This is a genomic window from Skermanella stibiiresistens SB22 (assembly GCF_000576635.1).
Taxonomy (GTDB): domain Bacteria; phylum Pseudomonadota; class Alphaproteobacteria; order Azospirillales; family Azospirillaceae; genus Skermanella; species Skermanella stibiiresistens.
On record NZ_AVFL01000006.1, the window covers coordinates 130,821 to 146,734 of the forward strand.

Sequence of the window (15,914 nt, forward strand, 5' to 3'; positions counted from 1 at the left end):
CGGAAAAACGGGCAATCATGCGCCTTCTGATCGTCAACTCGAACACGTCAGCCGCGGTCACGGAAATCGTGGCGCTCTCGGCCAAGCGCTTCGCTTCGGCCGACACGGACCTGGATTTCGCGACCGGGTTGTTCGGGGCCCGCGTCATCGCGAGCCGGACCGAGAACACCATCGCCGGCCACGCGACGCTCGATCTCGTCGCGCGTCACGCTGATGGCTGCGATGGCGTCATGATCGCGGTTTCCTACGATTCCGGCCTGCGGGCGGCGCGCGAGCTCCTGGATGTTCCTGTGCTGGCCCTGACCGAGGCGTCGTTGCTCGCCGCCCTGACGCTCGGCACCCGGATCGGCCTGGTGATCTGGGGTCAGGGTGCCACCGCCGTCTACATGGAACTCATCGACACCTATGGGCTTGGCGGCCGTATCTGCGGAACGCGCCGGGTCGATTGCCCGGTACCCGAAACCCCCACGCTGCGGATGGCGATGGACGATGCCGTGATCGCCGCCGGCCAAGATCTGATCGACCACGCCGATGCCGAGGTGATCGTCCTGATGGGGGCCGTCTTGTCGGGACGGTCCCTGGACCTCCAGGACCGGCTTCCCGTTCCTGTCCTGGATGGCATGCGGTGCGGGATACCACTTCTGGAGGCCATGGTCAGGATCGGGGCCAAGCCGGCGGTCAGCGGCAGCTATGCCATACCCGGAGGCCGCGCCAGCGAGGGCCTGTCGCCCGAACTCGGTGAACGGCTGAAACGAACACGACGAGGGGAATGACGCTCATGTACCAGGACCACTTCATGCGGCACGCGATCACCTTGGCGCGCCGGGCGCTCACCGAACCCGGAACCGAACCTTTCGGCGCCGTCATCGTCAAGGATGACGTGATCGTAGGCGAAGGACTGAACCGCTCGCTCGCCCATTTCGATCCGACCTCGCATGGCGAGGTCGAGGCGATCCGCGACGCGTGCCAAAAGCTGCGAAGCGTCGATCTGACAGGCTGCGATCTCTATACCTCCTGCGAACCCTGCGCCCTCTGCGTGGCCGCCATGAAGATCGCCGGCATTAGGACGCTCTATTACGCCACGTCGCTCGATCAGGCCGGTAAGGTCCTCGACGGCTTGGATCCCCGACGGCGGCATCCCATCGACGTCGATGCCGTGCGCCGCGCCGCCGGCGCCACGTTGGCGGCAGGCGAGATGCCATCGAGCCAAGCGATGCCGGAGGAAGCGACCGAAGTCCTCATCGAGTGGGTATCGCGACCTTGGACCTCGCCGGATCCAGCGGTTCGGTGATCGCCGACCCGACCGAGCGCCCGACCGAGCGGTTGGGGCCGGGAAAGGGCCGCTGGATCGCGACCATCAATCGTCGAACGGCTCGACGACGTCGCGCCGGCCGATCATGAAGGCGTCCGCGACATGGACGAGCGGCGTCAGGTCGACATCCGAGGCGCCCTGCCCGACCAGTTCGACGAACCGCTGGTAGAGAGCGGGATACTCCGCCTCGACCTCGTCGACCATCGGTTGGCCGTCGTGGAACAACTTGGCGCCGCCCGACGACAGCGTCAGCGTTCCCTTGCTGGTCTCGACCCGAATGTCCCAGGTCTGATCACCGGTCTGGCGGAAGTCGAACTCGGCCCGGATGAGCACGCCGGTCTCATCGGTGAAATCGAGGTTGGCCGCGATCGGGGCGGCGCGGTTGGATGGGAAAGCCAAGTCCGCGCGGGTGAGGAACACGGGACGCGGCATGATCCGGGTCAGGATCGACAGCGCGTTGATGCCGGGATCGAACACGCCGAGCCCACCCGGTTCCCAGATCCAGCCCTGGCCCGGATGCCAGACCCGGACATCCTCCTTCCAGTCGATTCTGACCGAGCGGATGTCGCACCCGGCGAGGAAGGCCCTCGCCGGCTCGACCGCCGGGGCGTGGCGCGAGTGCCACGTCGCGTACAAGGTCTTGCCGGTCAGCCTGCTGGCGGCGATCAGCGGGGCGATCTCGCTGACCGTGGCGCCCGGCGGCTTTTCCAGCAGGACGTGCTTGCCAGCCCGGAGAGCCGCCAAGGCCTGCGCCTGACGCACCTGCGGCGGGGTGCAGAGCGCCACCGCCTCGATCTCCGGCGCTTGGCTCAGAAGTTCCTCCAGCGTCGTGAAATGCGCGACGCCTTCCAGTTCGGCGTTCCGGCTGGCGATGGCCGCGAGTTCGATGCCCGGCGTCGCGGCGATGGCCGCGACGTGCTGGTCCCGGGCGATCTTGCCGAACCCGACGATCGCCAAACGTATTGGAGCCAAGCGGGGCGCAGCCATGGTCAGGCTCCCGTCATGGGCCGGCCGTCGACCAGACGGGGCAGCCCCAGCGGATTGGCCTGCTTGACCGGGTCGGGCAGCAGGTCGTCCGGCAGGTCCTGATAGCAGATCGGCCGCAGGAAGCGCTGGATCGCGAGCGTGCCGACCGAGGTGCCGCGCGGATCGGAGGTCGCCGGGAACGGACCGCCATGGACCATGGCGTGGCTGACCTCCACTCCGGTAGGCCAGCCATTGGCGAGGATGCGTCCGGCACGTTCCTCGAGAAGGGGCATCAAGTCGCGGGCGAGGGAATGATCACCGGCGTCCAGGTGCAGCGTCGCGGTCAGCTGACCCTCCAGCCCCCGCGCGACCTCGAGCATTTGAGCCGCGTCGGCGCAGCGCACGATCAGCGAGGACGCGCCGAACACCTCCTTGGACAGCGCGGGATCCGCCAGGAACGCGGAGGCGTCCGTCACGAACAGCGCCGCCCCGCAGGCGTTGGCGCCCTCCCCCACGATGCCGCGCGCCAGTGACGTCACCCCGGCATTGCCCTCCAACTCGGCGACGCCCTTGCCATAGGCGGCGTGGATGCCGGGTGTCAGCATGGTGGTGGCGGGGGCCTTCTCCACCGCGGCGCTCGCGGCGGCGATGAAGCGGTCCAGCGCTGGGCCGGCGATGCCGATGACGAGGCCGGGATTGGTGCAGAACTGGCCGGCGCCCAGGGTGAGCGAGCCGACGAAGGCGGCACCCAGCGCGTCGCCCCGCGCCTCTAGTGCCGCGGGGAGCAGGAACACCGGGTTGATGCTGCTCATCTCGGCGTGGACCGGGATCGGGACCGGCCGGGCGGCGGCGATCCGCATCAGGGCGAGCCCGCCGGCGCGTGAGCCGGTGAACCCCACCGACATGATGCGCGGATCGGCGACCAACGCGCCGCCAAGCTCGTTGGTCGTGCCGGTCAGCAGGGAAAACACGCCCTCGGGCAATCCCGCTTCCACGACCGCCGCGCGGATGGCGCGGCCGACCATCTCCGAGGTGCCGGGATGGGCGGGGTGGCCCTTGACCACGACGGGACAGCCGGCGGCGAGCGCCGACGCCGTGTCGCCGCCAGCGACGGAGAAGGCCAAGGGGAAATTGCTGGCGCCGAACACCGCGACCGGCCCGACACCGATATGGCGCAGCCGCAGGTCGGCTCGCGGCATCGGCTTCCGATCCGGCAGGGCCGGATCGAGCCGCGGCTCGTCGGCGCCACCGGCGCGCACCCAGTTGGCGAACAGCCGCAACTGGCCCGTGGTCCGGGCGCGCTCCCCGACGAGGCGGGGCAGCGGCAAGCCGGATTCGCGGGAGGCCCGCTCGACCAACTCATCGCCCAACGCCTCGATCTTGGCGGCGATGCCGTCGAGGAAGGCCGCGCGGACTTCCGGCGAGGTCTCGCGGTAGATCGGAAACGCCTCGGCGGCGAGCTTCGCCGCCCGCTCGACATGGGCGGGCGACGCCTCCGCGAAAGCCGGTTCCAGCGTCTTCCCAACCGAGGGGTCGACGGCTTGGAAGACTGGGCTGGCGGTGACGTCTTGGCTCCCGATGAGCACTTCACCCGTAATCATATCACTCTCCAAGTCAATGCGTTCATACCCGTCAACACCATCACCCGTACCCTTGTCACTCGCCCCAGGGTCATTTGCCCCAGCGAAGCACCAGGGGATCGAGCCGGCGCGCGATCTCGATCAGGCCGGCGCGGGTGGCCGGATGCAGGGCCGGCAAGGGATGGCGCAAGGTCTCATGGGCGATCACGCCGCCCTCCTTCATGAGCGCCTTGCACGCGGCGAGGCCGCATTGGCGGTTCTCGTAGTTGATCAGCGGCAGCCAGCGCTGGTAGGCGTCGGCCGCCTCCTCGCGCCGGCCCGCGAAGTAAGGGTCGATGATCTGGCGAATCCCGTCCGGGTAGCCGCCGCCGGTCATGGCGCCGGTCGCCCCGGCGTCGAGATCGGCCATCAGCGTGATCGCCTCCTCGCCGTCCCACGGACCCACGATCGCGTCGCCGCCGGCCTCGATCAAGCCACGCAGCTTGGCGGCGGCTTGCGGAACCTCGATCTTGAAATAGGCGAGGTTGCCGATCTCACGCGCCATGCGGGCGAGGAAGGGGACGGACAGCGGCGTGCCGGCGACCGGGGCGTCCTGCACCATGATCGGGATCGTGATGGCGTCCGAGACGACGCGGTAGAACTCATAAATCGACGCCTCGGGCACGCGGAACGTGGCACCATGGTAGGGCGGCATGATCATGACCATCGCCGCGCCGCGCTCCTGCGCCCGGCGAGACCGCTCGGCGCATACCGCCGAGGAGAAGTGCGTGGTGGTGACGATGATCGGCACGCGGCCCGCGACGTGGTCGAGCACGGCGTCGATCACAGTGTCGCGCTCCTCGTCGGTCAGCACGAACTGCTCGGAGAAATTGGCCAGGATGCAGATGCCGTCGGATCCGGCGTCGATCATGAAATCGATCGCCCGCTTTTGGCCTTCGAGGTCGAGGGCGCCGGACGCGTCGAACACGGTCGGCGCGACGGGGAAGACACCCTTGTGAACCGGGTGGTCGAACTGTTTGGTCATTTTTATTCAGCCTCGACGCATCAGTGGTTATCGCGGGGCACGGGCGAACCGGAGCGCCCCACCAGGAAGTCGAAATCCGCGCCGCGGTCGGCTTGCAGCACGTGGTCGATATAGAGCCGGGCGTAGCCGCGGGTCGCGTGCGGTTCCGGCGGGGTCCAGGCGGCACGCCGCGCCGCCAGCTCGGCGTCGTCGACATGCAGGTGCAGCGACCGCGCCGGAACGTCGAGCGTGATCATGTCGCCATTCCGCACCAATGCCAGCGGCCCGCCGGCCGTGGCCTCGGGTGCTACGTGCAGCACCACCGTGCCATAGGCGGTGCCGGACATGCGGGCATCGGAGATGCGGATCATGTCGCGGACACCCTGGCGCAGCAGCTTGGCCGGCAGCGGCATGTTGCCGACCTCCGCCATGCCCGGATAGCCCTTGGGACCGCAGTTCTTCAGCACCATGACGCACGAGGCGTCGATGTCGAGATCCTCGTCGTCGACGGCGTGGTGCATCTCCTCGACCGATTCGAACACGACCGCCCGCCCCGTGTGCCGCATCAGCTCGGGCGAGGCGGCGGACGGCTTGATCACGGCGCCGTCGGGCGCCAGGTTGCCGGTCAGGATGGCCATTCCGGACTCGGGCTTGAAGGGTGCTTCGAACGGGGTGATGACCTCGCGGTTCCAGCACGGCGCCTCGCCGACATTCTCCCAGAGGGTCTGGCCGTTGACCGTCATCGCGTCCTTGTGGAGCAGACCGCGCTCGCCCAGCGCCCGCAGCACCGCGGGCAAGCCACCGGCGTAGTAGAAGTCCTCCATCAGGAACCGCCCGGATGGCATCAAGTCGACCAGACAGTGGATGTCGCGCCCGAGCCGGTCGAAGTCGTCCAGGGTCAGGTCGATCCCGACACGGCCGGCGAGCGCCAGCAGGTGGACCACGGCGTTGGTCGACCCCCCGATCGCGGCCAGCGTCCGGATGGCGTTCTCGAAGGCTTGGCGGGTCAGGATGTCGGACGGCTTGACGTCCTGGCGCGCCAGTTCGACGATGCGCCGGCCGGACATGCGGGCGAGCAGGTTGCGCCGGGCGTCGGCGGCGGGGATGGCCGCGTTGCCGGGAAGCCCGAGGCCAAGCGCCTCGACCATCGACGCCATGGTCGAGGCGGTGCCCATGGTCATGCAGCTGCCGGCCGAGCGGTTCATGCCGGCCTCGGCCTCGTGGAACTCCTCCAGGGTGATCTCGCCGGCGCGCAGCTGTTCGCTCATCGAGATGATGTTGGTTCCGGACCCGATGATCTCGCCGCGATACACGCCGCGCAGCTGCGGTCCGCCGGACACGCCGATCGCCGGCAGGTCGGCCGACGCCGCCCCCATCAGAAGGGCCGGGGTGGTCTTGTCGCAGCCCATCAGCAGCACGACGCCATCGAGCGGATGGGCGCGGATCGCCTCCTCGACATCCATCGAGGCCAGGTTGCGGAACAGCATCGCGGTCGGGCGCATCGTCACCTCGCCCAGCGATGAGACCGGGAATTCGAGGGGAAAGCCGCCGGCGTCGAGGACGCCGTAGCGGACATGCTCCGCGATGGTGCGGAAATGCGCGTTGCAAGGCGTCAGTTCCGACCAGGTGTTGCAGATGCCGATGACCGGCCGGCCATCGAACTGGTCGTGGGGGATGCCGCTGTTCTTCAGGAACGAGCGGTAATAGAAGCCCATCTTGTCCTGGCGGCCGAACCAGGCTTGGCTGCGCATCGTCTTCTTGGGATCTTGGTCCACTTTGTTCTCCGTTCCTCAGCCGATAGCGCCATGACGGCGCAGACCGTTGAAGATCACATGGGTCATGGCGGCCGAGGCGGCTTCGCCGTCGCGGTCCTCGATGGCGTCGACGATCTGCTCGTGGGACAGGATCACGATGTCCCGCTCGCGCTCCGCGATCGGGGCGCTCAACAGGAAGGATGCCCGAAGCGCCGCTTCGATGACACCGCCGATGGAGCGCATGAAGGGGTTGCCGGACGCGTTGGCGACGCCGATGTGCAGGCTCAGGTCGCCATCGGCGAAGGCCCCGCTGTCCGACTCCTCCCGTCGCATCATCGCGATGCTCGCCCGCAGGTGTTCGATGTCCGCGGCTGTCCGCCGCTCCGCCGCCAGCGCGGCCGCCCGCGGCTCGACGGCGAGACGTATCTCGGCGAGGTCGCGGAGGAACAGCTTGTCGATGCCGGCGTCCAGGTGCCAGGCCAGCACATCGACATCGAACATGTTCCAGGCGCCGCGCTCGCGCACCACGGTGCCGACCCGCGCCTTGGTGCTCAGCAGGCCCTTGGCCACCAAGGTCTTGACGCTCTCGCGCAGGACCGGCCGCGACACGCCGAAGATCCGAGTCAACTCGGCGTCGCCGGGAAGCTTGGTCCCTTCCGGATAGCGGCCGGCGATGATGTCGACGCCGATGCTGCGCGCGACCTCGGCGTGGTTGGAATGCGAGCGTCCGGTGGGGATGACGACCAGCTGCGCGCTCACGACGGCACCACTCCCGCGACGCGGCGCGGCGGTCGCCTGGCGAGGACGACCAGAAGCTGCTGGAAGGCGATGAAGGCGAACAGCAGCACCCCCGTCGCGATCTTGGTCCACCAGCTCGACAGCGAACCGTCGAACGTGATGTAGGTCTGGATCAATCCCTGGATCAGCACGCCGACGAAGGTGCCGAAGACGAAGCCGTAGCCGCCTGTCAGCATGGTGCCGCCGATGACGACGGCCGCTATCGTATCCAACTCGACGCCGACCGCCGAGAGCGAGTACCCGGCCGAGGTGTAGAAGGTGAAGACGATGCCCGACAGGCCGGCCAGCACGCTGGACAGCATGTAGATGCGGATCGTGGTGGCGCCGACCCGGACACCCATCAGCGCGGTCGAGGCGCGGCTGCCGCCCAGCGCGTAGACGTTGGTGCCGAACCGCGTGAAGTGCAGCAGCACGCCGCCCGCGACGAAGACGGCGAGCATCATCAGCGCGATGATGGTGAGCCGGCCGCCGCCCGGCAGGCGGATCGCGTAGCCGGCGATGTCGGAATAGAGCGGCGCGTTGATCGCGATCGATTCCGTCGACATCAGGAAGCTGGCGCCGCGGGCGAGGAACAGGCCCGCCAGGGTCACGATGAAGGGCGGCAGGTCGAAATACTGGATCGCCGCCCCCATGGCGGCGCCGAACGCCGCGCAGATGACCAGGACCAGGGCGAAGGCGACCAGCGGCGGAACGTCATGCCGCTCGATCGCCAGGGCGAGGAAGACGGTGGTGAAGCCGATCACCGAGCCGACCGAGAGATCGATGCCGCCGGAGATGATGACGAAGGTCATGCCGACCGCGACGATGCCGAGGAACGCGTTGTCGGTCAGCAGGTTGGCGACCACCCGCGTCGAGGCGAAGTTCGGATACTGCAGGGAGCAGATGATGAACCCGACGAGGAACACCGCCGTGGTGACGAGGACGGGAAGCAGGCGGTTCATTTGCGGGCTCCGGACAGGAGGATGGCGAGGCCGGAGAAGCGCGGCGACTGCATCAGCAGGACCACCAGCACCACCACCGCCTTGACGACCAGATTGAACTCCGGCGGGTAACCTGACAATAGGATGCCGGTATTCATGGCCTGGATGATCAGCGCGCCAAGCACGGCGAGGACGACGCTGAAGCGCCCGCCGAACAGCGAGGTGCCGCCGATCACCACCGCCAGGATGGCGTCGAGCTCCAACCACAGGCCGGAATTGTTGGCGTCGGCGCCGAGGATGTCCGCCGCCGCGACGATGCCGGCGAGCGCCGAGCAGAAGCCGCACCAGACATAGACCGCCATCGTCATCACTCGGGTGCCGACACCGGCCAAGGCACTCGCCCGGGCGTTGCCGCCGGTCGCCTCGATCATGAGGCCAAGCGCGGTCCGGCGCACCAGCAGGATCGTCAGGACCAGCACGGTGAAGGTGATGGCGACCGGGGCGGGCACGCCCAGCACCGAGCCGCCGCCGAACCAGGCCAGATCGGGCGACGTGAAGGTGACGATGCGCCCTTCGGTGATGAGCTGGGCGATGCCGCGTCCCGCCACCATCAGGATCAGCGTCGCGATGATCGGCTGGATGCCCAGGACGGCGACCAGCAGGCCGTTCCACAGCCCGCACAGCAGACCGGCGCCGAGCGCCGCCGCGATGACCACCGGCAGCGGCTGGGTATCGGCCAGGGTGGCGGCGATCGCGCCGCATATCGCCATGACCGCGCCGACCGAGAGATCGATGCCGCGCGTGGCGATGACCAGGACCATGCCGATGGCGAGCAGGGCCACCGGCGCGCCGCGGTTGAAGACGTCGATCAGGCTGCCGAACAAGCGGCCATCCTGGAACCGGATGTCGAAGAATTGCGCCGAGACCATCCAGTTGACGGCGAGGATGGCCAGGAACGCGAGGACTTGCGGAACGCCGGAGCGTGGCAGGCGAAGCGCCATGATGGACATGTCCCTCACGCGGCTTGCGGCGTGTCGGCCGCGATGGCGGCGAGGATCGTCGGTTCGTTGACCGCGTCGCCCTCCAGGCACGCCACATGCGCCCGGTCGCGCAGCACGATGACCCGGTCGGCGTAGGCCACGATCTCCTCCAATTCGGAGGACACCACCAGCAGCGCCATCCCGTCGGCGCAGAGCTGGCGGATCAGGCGGATGATCTCGGCATGGGCGCCGACATCGATGCCGCGGGTCGGCTCGTCCAGGATGAGCAGGCGCGGCTCGGTGGCGAGCCAGCGGGCGAGCAGCGCCTTCTGCTGGTTGCCGCCGGAGAGCAGCCCGATCGGGCGTTCGGGGTCGGGCGGGCGGATGTCGAGCAGGCGGATGAACTTGTTGGCGATCTCGTCCTGTTCGCGGCGCGACAGTGGCCGCATCACGCCGCGCCGGGCTTGGAGCGCCAGGACGATGTTCTCGCGCACGGTCAGATCGGCGACGATGCCCTCCGTCTTGCGCTCCTCCGGGCAGTAGCCCAAGCCGTGGCCGACCGCCTCGCTCGGGGACGATATGCTGGCGGGCTTGCCCGCGATGGTCACCGTTCCCTGATCCGCCTTCTCCACCCCGAACACCAGGCGAGTCGTCTCGGTGCGGCCGGACCCCAGCAGCCCGGCCAAGCCGACGACCTCGCCGCCGCGCACCGTCAGGTCGAACGGGGCGACATAGCCGGACTTGCCGAAGTTCTCGAACACCGCGTAGGGCTCGGACATCGCCGTCGGCGACACGGCTTCCCGATGCGTCGCGGTCGCCTCGACCAGTTCACGGCCCAGCATCATGCGGACCAGGTCCATGCGCGGCAGCTCTGCCGTCAGCCGCTCGTCGACCAGCCGGCCATTCCGCAGCACTGTGATCCGGTCGGTGACGGCATAGACCTGATCGAGGAAATGGGTGACGAACACGATGCCGATACCGCGCGCGGCGAGCTTGCGCATCACCGTGAATAGGATCTCGACCTCGTTGGCGTCCAGGCTCGCCGTGGGTTCGTCGAGGATCAGCACGCGGGCCGACATGTCGACCGCGCGGGCGATGGCGGTGAGGTGGCGCACCGCGACGGAATAACTGTCGAGCGGGGCCGTGACGTCGATATCCAGGCCGAAATCCCGCAGCAGCAGGCGCGCCCGGCGGCGCGTCTCGCCTTCGCGCACGAAACCGAACCGGGTCGGTTGGCGTCCCAGGAACAGGTTCTGCGCCACGGACAGGTTGGGCAGCAGGCTGACCTCCTGGTAGACCGTGGCGATGCCCGCCGTCGCCGCCTCCTCGGCCGAGTGCGGCGCGATCGGGGAGCCATCGAGCGACACGGTGCCGGCATCGCGCCGCAGGACGCCGGTGATCGTCTTGATCAGCGTCGACTTGCCGGCGCCGTTCTCGCCCAGCAGGGCGTGGATCTCGCCGGCGCGCAGCGTCAGGTCGACGCCGTCGAGGGCGCGGATGCCGGCGAAACTCTTCGTCAGCCCACGAACCTCGAGCAGCGGCGTGTTTGAGGATACGCCTTCGGACATGGATCGAGCACTCCCGCCGGTGGCGCGCCGGCGTTCCGCGAAAACAAGGTCACGGAGGGGCCGCGCCCGGCCCCCCGGCTTCGACGGGAAACCTCAGTACCCGAGGCCCTTCTTGCTTTCGTAGATCTTCTGCGGATCGTCGGCCGACGTGTAGAGCTTGGATTCGGTCTGGATCCACTTCGGCGGAACAGTGCCCTTGTCCTTGTAGGCGACGACGGCGTCGAAGGCCGGGCCCGCCATGTTCGGGGTCAGTTCGACCGTGGCGTTGGCCTCGCCGGCGGCGATCGCCTTGAAGATGTCCGGCACCGCGTCGATCGAAACCGTGAGGACGTCGGTGCCCGGCTTCAGGCCGGCTTCCTTCATCGCCTGGATGGCGCCGACCATCATGTCGTCGTTGTGGGCGTAGACGGCGCAAATGTTCTTGCCGCCACCTTCGGCCTTGATGAAGCTCTCCATCACCTCCTTGCCCTTGGCGCGGGTGAAGTCGCCGGTCTGGCTGCGCACCAGCTTGATGTTGGAGTGGCTGGCGATGGCGGTGTCGAAGCCCTTCTTGCGGTTGGTGGCGACGCTGGCGCCGACCGTGCCCTGAAGCTCGACGACGGCGCAGGGCTTGTCGCCGACGGTCTTGGCCAGCCATTCGCCAGCGACGGCACCCTCGTGCACGCTGTCCGAGGTGACGGCGGTCAGATACAGATCCTTGCCCGAGGCGTCGATGTCGCGGTCGAGCAGCACGACCGGGATCTTGGACTCCTTGGCCTCCTTCAACACCTGATCCCAGCCGGTGGCGACCACGGGGGCGAGGAAGATCGCGTCCACGCCCTGGGCGATGAAGGACCGGATCGCCTTGATCTGGTTCTCCTGCTTCTGCTGGGCATCGGCGATCTTGAACGTGATGTCGCGCTTCTTGGCTTCGGCCTTGGAGACCGAGGTTTCGGCCGCGCGCCAGCCCGACTCCGAGCCGATTTGCGAAAAGCCGATGGTGAGGTCGGCCGCCTGGGCTCCGAGGGTCGAGGCGAGTGTCGATACGACCGTGGCGGCGAGAAGGGCTTTGAACTTCATGTGGCGTTTCCCCCAGAGGATCCAAACCGCGGCGCTTCTCCGAGCGCGGGGCGGCGACACGCCATCTATGGCACATCGCGAGACGGATGAATAGTCAAACAGTATGACTATTAGATTTTTGTGGAGGTATGTCGGGAGAGCCGCGGTCCCGATCGCCGACATGGGTGCCGTCCCGCTCGTCCGGACAATTCCCTTTCGCCTTCGAAGCTTTCCGCCTAGTTTCCCGACGCGATCGGCGCCGCGCCGGCGTTTGTGGCCTTTCGCGCCAATTTTTTGGAATGGTCGATGGATAGGGAAGCGAACGAGACCGGACCCCGCGCGCCGCGGGAATTCCGGCGTTTCTGGAGATCCTTCTCGAACGGTCGCCTGTTCAAGCTCGGCGGCAGGCGGGGTGAACTCACCTGGGGATTCGTCCTGCTCCTGCTGATCGGCACCGCCTCGGTCCTGCTGGTGTTCGCGAATCGGGAGTATGGCTCGCTGGTCACCCACACGCTGGAGGTCAGGTCGCGGGCCTTCCAACTCCTGACCCTGGTACAAGACGTGGAGACGGGCCAGCGGAGCTATCTGCTGACGGGCAACCCCTCCTACCTCGAACGCTATCGCGAGGGTGCGCGGGCTTCGCTGGAAAATCTCGCCCGACTACAGGAAACGACGACGGACAACCAGCAACAGCAGAACGAGATCGCGGTCCTGCGGCGGACCCTGGAGTCCCGGCTGGACATCGCCGCCCGCACCATCGATCTCTATCAGACCGGTAACGCCGACGGCGCCATGGAACTCGTCAGGACGGAGCGGGGCCGAGTTCTGATGGACGGCATCCGCGCGTCGATCGACCGGATCCAGGCCGAGGAACAGCGCTTGCTGAAGCGTCGCGAGGCGACCGCCGAGACCTATGGCCTCCTGCTGCTGATCGCCACGCTGAGCGGCATCGCCCTGGTGATCGGCATCGCCGCCATGTCGGTGATCCGGGTCCGCCGCCACACGGCGGCGTTGGAATCGCTTCAAGGTGAACTGCGCGCCGCCAACGAGAACCTGGAGGGTATCGTCGCCGCCCGCGTCGCCGAACTGAACGCGGCCAACGAGGAGATCCAGCGCTTCGCGTACATCGTCAGCCACGACCTTCGGGCGCCCCTGGTCAACGTCATGGGATTCACCAGCGAGCTGGACGTGCTGCGCGGTCAGATCGTCGGCTTCTACGAGACCGTCGCGGCGAAGGCTCCGGAACTGGCCGACGCCGAGGTCCGGATCGCGCTGGAGGAGGACCTGCCCGAGGCGCTCCGCTTCATCCGCACCTCCACTGTCAAGATGGACCGCCTGATCAGCGCCATCCTGCGGCTGTCGCGCGAGGGCCGGCGGGTGTTGACTCCCGAACCGGTCGAGATGCGCGAGATCATCGAGGGCATCGCCGGCAGCCTCAAGCACCAGACCGAGGAGCAAGGTGTCACCGTGGAGATCGGTGGCACGCCTCGGCTCGTCACCGACCGGCTGGCGATCGAGCAGATCTTCAGCAACCTGATCGAGAACGCGATCAAATACCTGGATCCCGCCCGACCGGGCCATGTCATCATCAGCGGCCGCAACATCGGACCCGAGGTCCGCTACGAGATCGTGGATAACGGCCGCGGGATCGAGTCGAAGGATTTCGAACGCATCTTCGACCTGTTCCGCCGCGCCGGCGCCCAGGACCGTCCCGGCGAGGGCATCGGTCTGGCCCATGTCCGCGCCATGGTCCGCCGCCTGGGCGGATCGATCACGGTCGACTCCCAACCCGGCATGGGATCAACCTTCACCGTCACCCTGCCCAGCATCCTGTCGATCAAAACCCTGGAGCCCAGCTGATGCCGAACCACCATCCCGTCACCATCGTCATGGTCGAGGACGACGAGGGCCACGCCCGTCTGATCGAGAAGAACATCCGGCGCGCCAGCGTCAACAACGAGATCAAGCATTTCAGCAGCGGCACCGCCGCCATGGAGTACCTGTTCAAACCCGAGGTGCGGGCCAATGGTCCATTGCTCCTGCTGCTCGACCTCAACTTGCCCGACATGTCGGGAACCGAGATCCTGGCCAAACTGAAGCAGGACGATTTGTTGAAGCGGTCGCCGGTGATCGTGCTGACGACGACCGATGATCAGCGCGAGATTCAGCGTTGCTACGACTTGGGCTGCAACGTCTATATAACCAAGCCAGTGGATTACGAGAATTTCGCTCTCGCGATCCGGCAGTTGGGTCTATTCTTCTCCGTGATGCAAGTGCCGGAGGTATAGTGAAACCCAAAGTGGACACCGTCCGCGTCCTCTACATCGACGATGATCCCGGCCTCAGCCGGCTGGTCGAGCGGGCGTTGAGGCCTCACGGCTTCGCGGTGACCCACGAGCCCTCCGGCGACGCCGGCTTGGCCCGCCTGAGGGGCGGCGAACGGTTCGACGCCGTGGCGCTGGACCACTACATGCCTGGCAAGGACGGTCTGGAGGTGCTGCCCGAGATCCGCGCGTTGCCCGACGCGCCGCCGGTCATCTATGTCACGGGCGCCGACGAGGGGCGCATCGCGGTCGCGGCGCTCAAGGCCGGGGCCGTGGATTACGTGATCAAGGATGTCGGCGGCGTCTTCCTGGACCTGCTGCGCAGCGCCATCTCCGGCGCGCTGGATCAGGTGCGGCTGCGCCTGGAGAAGGAGGCGGCCGAGCGCGAGACCCGCGAGGCCCGCGACCGCGCCGAAACGCTGCTGCGCGAGGTCAACCACCGTGTCGCGAACAGTCTGGCCCTGGTCTCCTCGCTGGTCTCCCTCCAGGAGCGGGCGCTTGGCGAGGACGACGCGGCGCGCGGCGCGCTGTTCGAGACACAGAGCAGGATCATGGCGATAGCCCAGATTCACCGCCGGCTCTACACGTCGCATGATGTGCGCTTCGTCGAGATGGACGCCTACCTAAAGGGACTGGTCGAGGAACTGGAAGCCTCCATGCGCACGGCCCGCCGCGAGCACATCATCCAGTTGACGGCGGATAACGTCATGATGCCGCCGGACAAGGCCGTATCGGTCGGCGTGATCGTGACCGAACTGGTGACCAACGTCTACAAATACGCCTATCCCGACGGCGTCGCCGGCCGCATCCGGGTCCGCCTGGAGCGCCAGCCGGAACAGCTCTCGCTGGTGGTCGAGGACGACGGCGTCGGCTGGCATGGTTCCGGCGAGGCGCAAGGCAGCGGTCTTGGCACCCGCATCATCCGCGCGATGGCGTCGAGCCTCGGCTCCGCCCTGATCTATGATCCCCATTGCGCTGGAACGCGGGCGACGCTGGTTTTTCCGCCGTGATCGCTGGCAAGCGCACCAGGAGAGACATCAAAGGCGCGGGGCAAGCTGAAAACAGGGGTATCGGGTTGAAGTTTGACCGCGCGGCTGGGCTCCCCTATCTTGTGTGGGATCGCGAATGAGGTTTCGTTCATGGCAACCGCTTCGGTAAATCTTCGCCCAGAACTCGCCGCCAGCCTTGATGAATTGGCTGCGGCAACCGGACGATCGCGTGCGGAATTGGCCGACGAGGCGGTGAGCGGCTATCTGGATCACGAGCGTTGGAAGGCGGAACACATCAGAGAAGCCTTGAGGGAGGCTGACGCTGGCGATTTCGCATCCGACGACGAGGTAGAGGCGACCTTCAACCGGTATGGGAACGCCGCTAATCCACATCCATGAGAATACGTTATCCGCGGCGCGCCCTTCTCGACCTGAACAACCAAGAAGATCACATCGCCGAGACCAACCCGGCGGCAGCCTTGGAGCAGGTTGCGATCATCAGACGGCATGTTGATGGACTGATCGATCAACCTTGCATGGGGCGGCCTGGAAGGATTTCCGGCACTCGCGAATTGATCATCTCCAGCAGCCCCTTTTTGGTGGCATACCGGGTGACGGATCGGACGGTGGACGTGCTTGCCGTGATCCACGCCAAGCGCAACTGCCCACGCGTCCTTTGAGT

The 15,914-nt window shown here is 67.2% G+C and carries 16 protein-coding genes; 7 read left to right on the forward strand and 9 right to left on the reverse strand.

Annotation, left to right across the window (positions count from 1 at the left end):
• Positions 1-17 precede the first annotated feature (17 nt).
• Together N825_RS10315 and N825_RS10320 are read left to right on the forward strand one after the other, a co-directional pair.
• Positions 18-773 (forward strand): aspartate/glutamate racemase family protein, encoded by a 756-nt coding sequence (locus tag N825_RS10315; RefSeq protein WP_051511923.1) that lies wholly within the window; start codon positions 18-20, stop codon positions 771-773.
• Entirely contained in the window at positions 770-1,291 is a 522-nt protein-coding gene (locus tag N825_RS10320) for a nucleoside deaminase (RefSeq protein ID WP_245613072.1), read from the forward strand. Before N825_RS10315 ends, N825_RS10320 begins: the two co-directional genes overlap by 4 nt.
• Before the next feature lie 66 nt (positions 1,292-1,357).
• Here the strand turns inward: N825_RS10320 and N825_RS10325 are convergent, their stop codons facing one another.
• The 9 genes from N825_RS10325 to ytfQ all read right to left on the reverse strand — a co-directional run bounded on the left by N825_RS10325 (position 1,358) and on the right by ytfQ (position 11,940).
• A complete protein-coding gene (locus tag N825_RS10325; protein WP_245613073.1) occupies positions 1,358-2,299 on the reverse strand; it encodes a Gfo/Idh/MocA family protein in 942 nt (313 codons plus the stop codon).
• A gap of 2 nt (positions 2,300-2,301) precedes the next feature.
• Positions 2,302-3,879, reverse strand: coding sequence for an aldehyde dehydrogenase (NADP(+)) (locus N825_RS10330; RefSeq protein ID WP_037450694.1), 1,578 nt, complete (start codon positions 3,877-3,879; stop codon positions 2,302-2,304).
• Positions 3,880-3,949: 70 nt separating this feature from the next.
• On the reverse strand, positions 3,950-4,882 hold the full coding sequence (locus N825_RS10335; protein WP_037450696.1) for a dihydrodipicolinate synthase family protein: 933 nt from the start codon (positions 4,880-4,882) through the stop codon (positions 3,950-3,952).
• Positions 4,883-4,902: 20 nt separating this feature from the next.
• On the reverse strand, positions 4,903-6,636 hold the full coding sequence (locus tag N825_RS10340) for an IlvD/Edd family dehydratase (RefSeq protein WP_084164617.1): 1,734 nt from the start codon (positions 6,634-6,636) through the stop codon (positions 4,903-4,905).
• Positions 6,637-6,651: 15 nt separating this feature from the next.
• Complete coding sequence (locus N825_RS10345) at positions 6,652-7,374, reverse strand: FadR/GntR family transcriptional regulator (protein ID WP_037450699.1); 723 nt, start codon at positions 7,372-7,374, stop codon at positions 6,652-6,654.
• Positions 7,371-8,354 (reverse strand): galactofuranose ABC transporter, permease protein YjfF, encoded by a 984-nt coding sequence (gene yjfF, locus N825_RS10350; protein ID WP_037450702.1) that lies wholly within the window; start codon positions 8,352-8,354, stop codon positions 7,371-7,373. The genes N825_RS10345 and yjfF overlap by 4 nt, the downstream gene beginning before the upstream one ends.
• On the reverse strand, positions 8,351-9,334 hold the full coding sequence (locus N825_RS10355) for an ABC transporter permease (protein ID WP_037451025.1): 984 nt from the start codon (positions 9,332-9,334) through the stop codon (positions 8,351-8,353). The genes yjfF and N825_RS10355 overlap by 4 nt, the downstream gene beginning before the upstream one ends.
• Before the next feature lie 14 nt (positions 9,335-9,348).
• Positions 9,349-10,881 (reverse strand): sugar ABC transporter ATP-binding protein, encoded by a 1,533-nt coding sequence (locus N825_RS10360; protein WP_037450705.1) that lies wholly within the window; start codon positions 10,879-10,881, stop codon positions 9,349-9,351.
• A 93-nt stretch (positions 10,882-10,974) separates the two neighbouring features.
• On the reverse strand, positions 10,975-11,940 hold the full coding sequence (ytfQ, locus tag N825_RS10365; RefSeq protein WP_037450712.1) for a galactofuranose ABC transporter, galactofuranose-binding protein YtfQ: 966 nt from the start codon (positions 11,938-11,940) through the stop codon (positions 10,975-10,977).
• A gap of 285 nt (positions 11,941-12,225) precedes the next feature.
• On the opposite strand from ytfQ, the gene N825_RS10370 reads away from it, so the two are divergent.
• From N825_RS10370 to N825_RS10390, 5 genes are all read left to right on the forward strand, one after another.
• The gene (locus tag N825_RS10370; protein WP_051511926.1) at positions 12,226-13,779 is read left to right on the forward strand and encodes a sensor histidine kinase; all 1,554 of its coding nucleotides are present in this window, start codon (positions 12,226-12,228) and stop codon (positions 13,777-13,779) included.
• Positions 13,779-14,207, forward strand: a complete 429-nt coding sequence (locus N825_RS10375) for a response regulator (protein ID WP_037450714.1) — start codon at positions 13,779-13,781, stop codon at positions 14,205-14,207. The genes N825_RS10370 and N825_RS10375 overlap by 1 nt, the downstream gene beginning before the upstream one ends.
• A complete protein-coding gene (locus N825_RS10380; protein WP_245613074.1) occupies positions 14,207-15,253 on the forward strand; it encodes a sensor histidine kinase in 1,047 nt (348 codons plus the stop codon). Before N825_RS10375 ends, N825_RS10380 begins: the two co-directional genes overlap by 1 nt.
• A gap of 129 nt (positions 15,254-15,382) precedes the next feature.
• Positions 15,383-15,631 (forward strand): CopG family ribbon-helix-helix protein, encoded by a 249-nt coding sequence (locus N825_RS10385; protein ID WP_037451035.1) that lies wholly within the window; start codon positions 15,383-15,385, stop codon positions 15,629-15,631.
• On the forward strand, positions 15,628-15,912 hold the full coding sequence (locus N825_RS10390) for a type II toxin-antitoxin system RelE/ParE family toxin (protein WP_037450717.1): 285 nt from the start codon (positions 15,628-15,630) through the stop codon (positions 15,910-15,912). The genes N825_RS10385 and N825_RS10390 overlap by 4 nt, the downstream gene beginning before the upstream one ends.
• Positions 15,913-15,914: the final 2 nt, after the last annotated feature.

Excerpts from the sequence above, each read along its gene's own strand:
- N825_RS10315 (WP_051511923.1), top strand. The coding sequence starts at position 18 with ATGCGCCTTCTGATCGTCAACTCGAACACGTCAGCCGCGGTCACGGAA.
- N825_RS10320 (WP_245613072.1), top strand. The coding sequence starts at position 770 with ATGACGCTCATGTACCAGGACCACTTCATGCGGCACGCGATCACCTTG.
- N825_RS10325 (WP_245613073.1), bottom strand. The coding sequence starts at position 2,299 with ATGGCTGCGCCCCGCTTGGCTCCAATACGTTTGGCGATCGTCGGGTTC.
- N825_RS10330 (WP_037450694.1), bottom strand. The coding sequence starts at position 3,879 with ATGATTACGGGTGAAGTGCTCATCGGGAGCCAAGACGTCACCGCCAGC.
- N825_RS10335 (WP_037450696.1), bottom strand. The coding sequence starts at position 4,882 with ATGACCAAACAGTTCGACCACCCGGTTCACAAGGGTGTCTTCCCCGTC.
- yjfF (WP_037450702.1), bottom strand. The coding sequence starts at position 8,354 with ATGAACCGCCTGCTTCCCGTCCTCGTCACCACGGCGGTGTTCCTCGTC.
- N825_RS10355 (WP_037451025.1), bottom strand. The coding sequence starts at position 9,334 with ATGGCGCTTCGCCTGCCACGCTCCGGCGTTCCGCAAGTCCTCGCGTTC.
- N825_RS10360 (WP_037450705.1), bottom strand. The coding sequence starts at position 10,881 with ATGTCCGAAGGCGTATCCTCAAACACGCCGCTGCTCGAGGTTCGTGGG.
- ytfQ (WP_037450712.1), bottom strand. The coding sequence starts at position 11,940 with ATGAAGTTCAAAGCCCTTCTCGCCGCCACGGTCGTATCGACACTCGCC.
- N825_RS10370 (WP_051511926.1), top strand. The coding sequence starts at position 12,226 with ATGGATAGGGAAGCGAACGAGACCGGACCCCGCGCGCCGCGGGAATTC.
- N825_RS10375 (WP_037450714.1), top strand. The coding sequence starts at position 13,779 with ATGCCGAACCACCATCCCGTCACCATCGTCATGGTCGAGGACGACGAG.
- N825_RS10385 (WP_037451035.1), top strand. The coding sequence starts at position 15,383 with ATGGCAACCGCTTCGGTAAATCTTCGCCCAGAACTCGCCGCCAGCCTT.
- N825_RS10390 (WP_037450717.1), top strand. The coding sequence starts at position 15,628 with ATGAGAATACGTTATCCGCGGCGCGCCCTTCTCGACCTGAACAACCAA.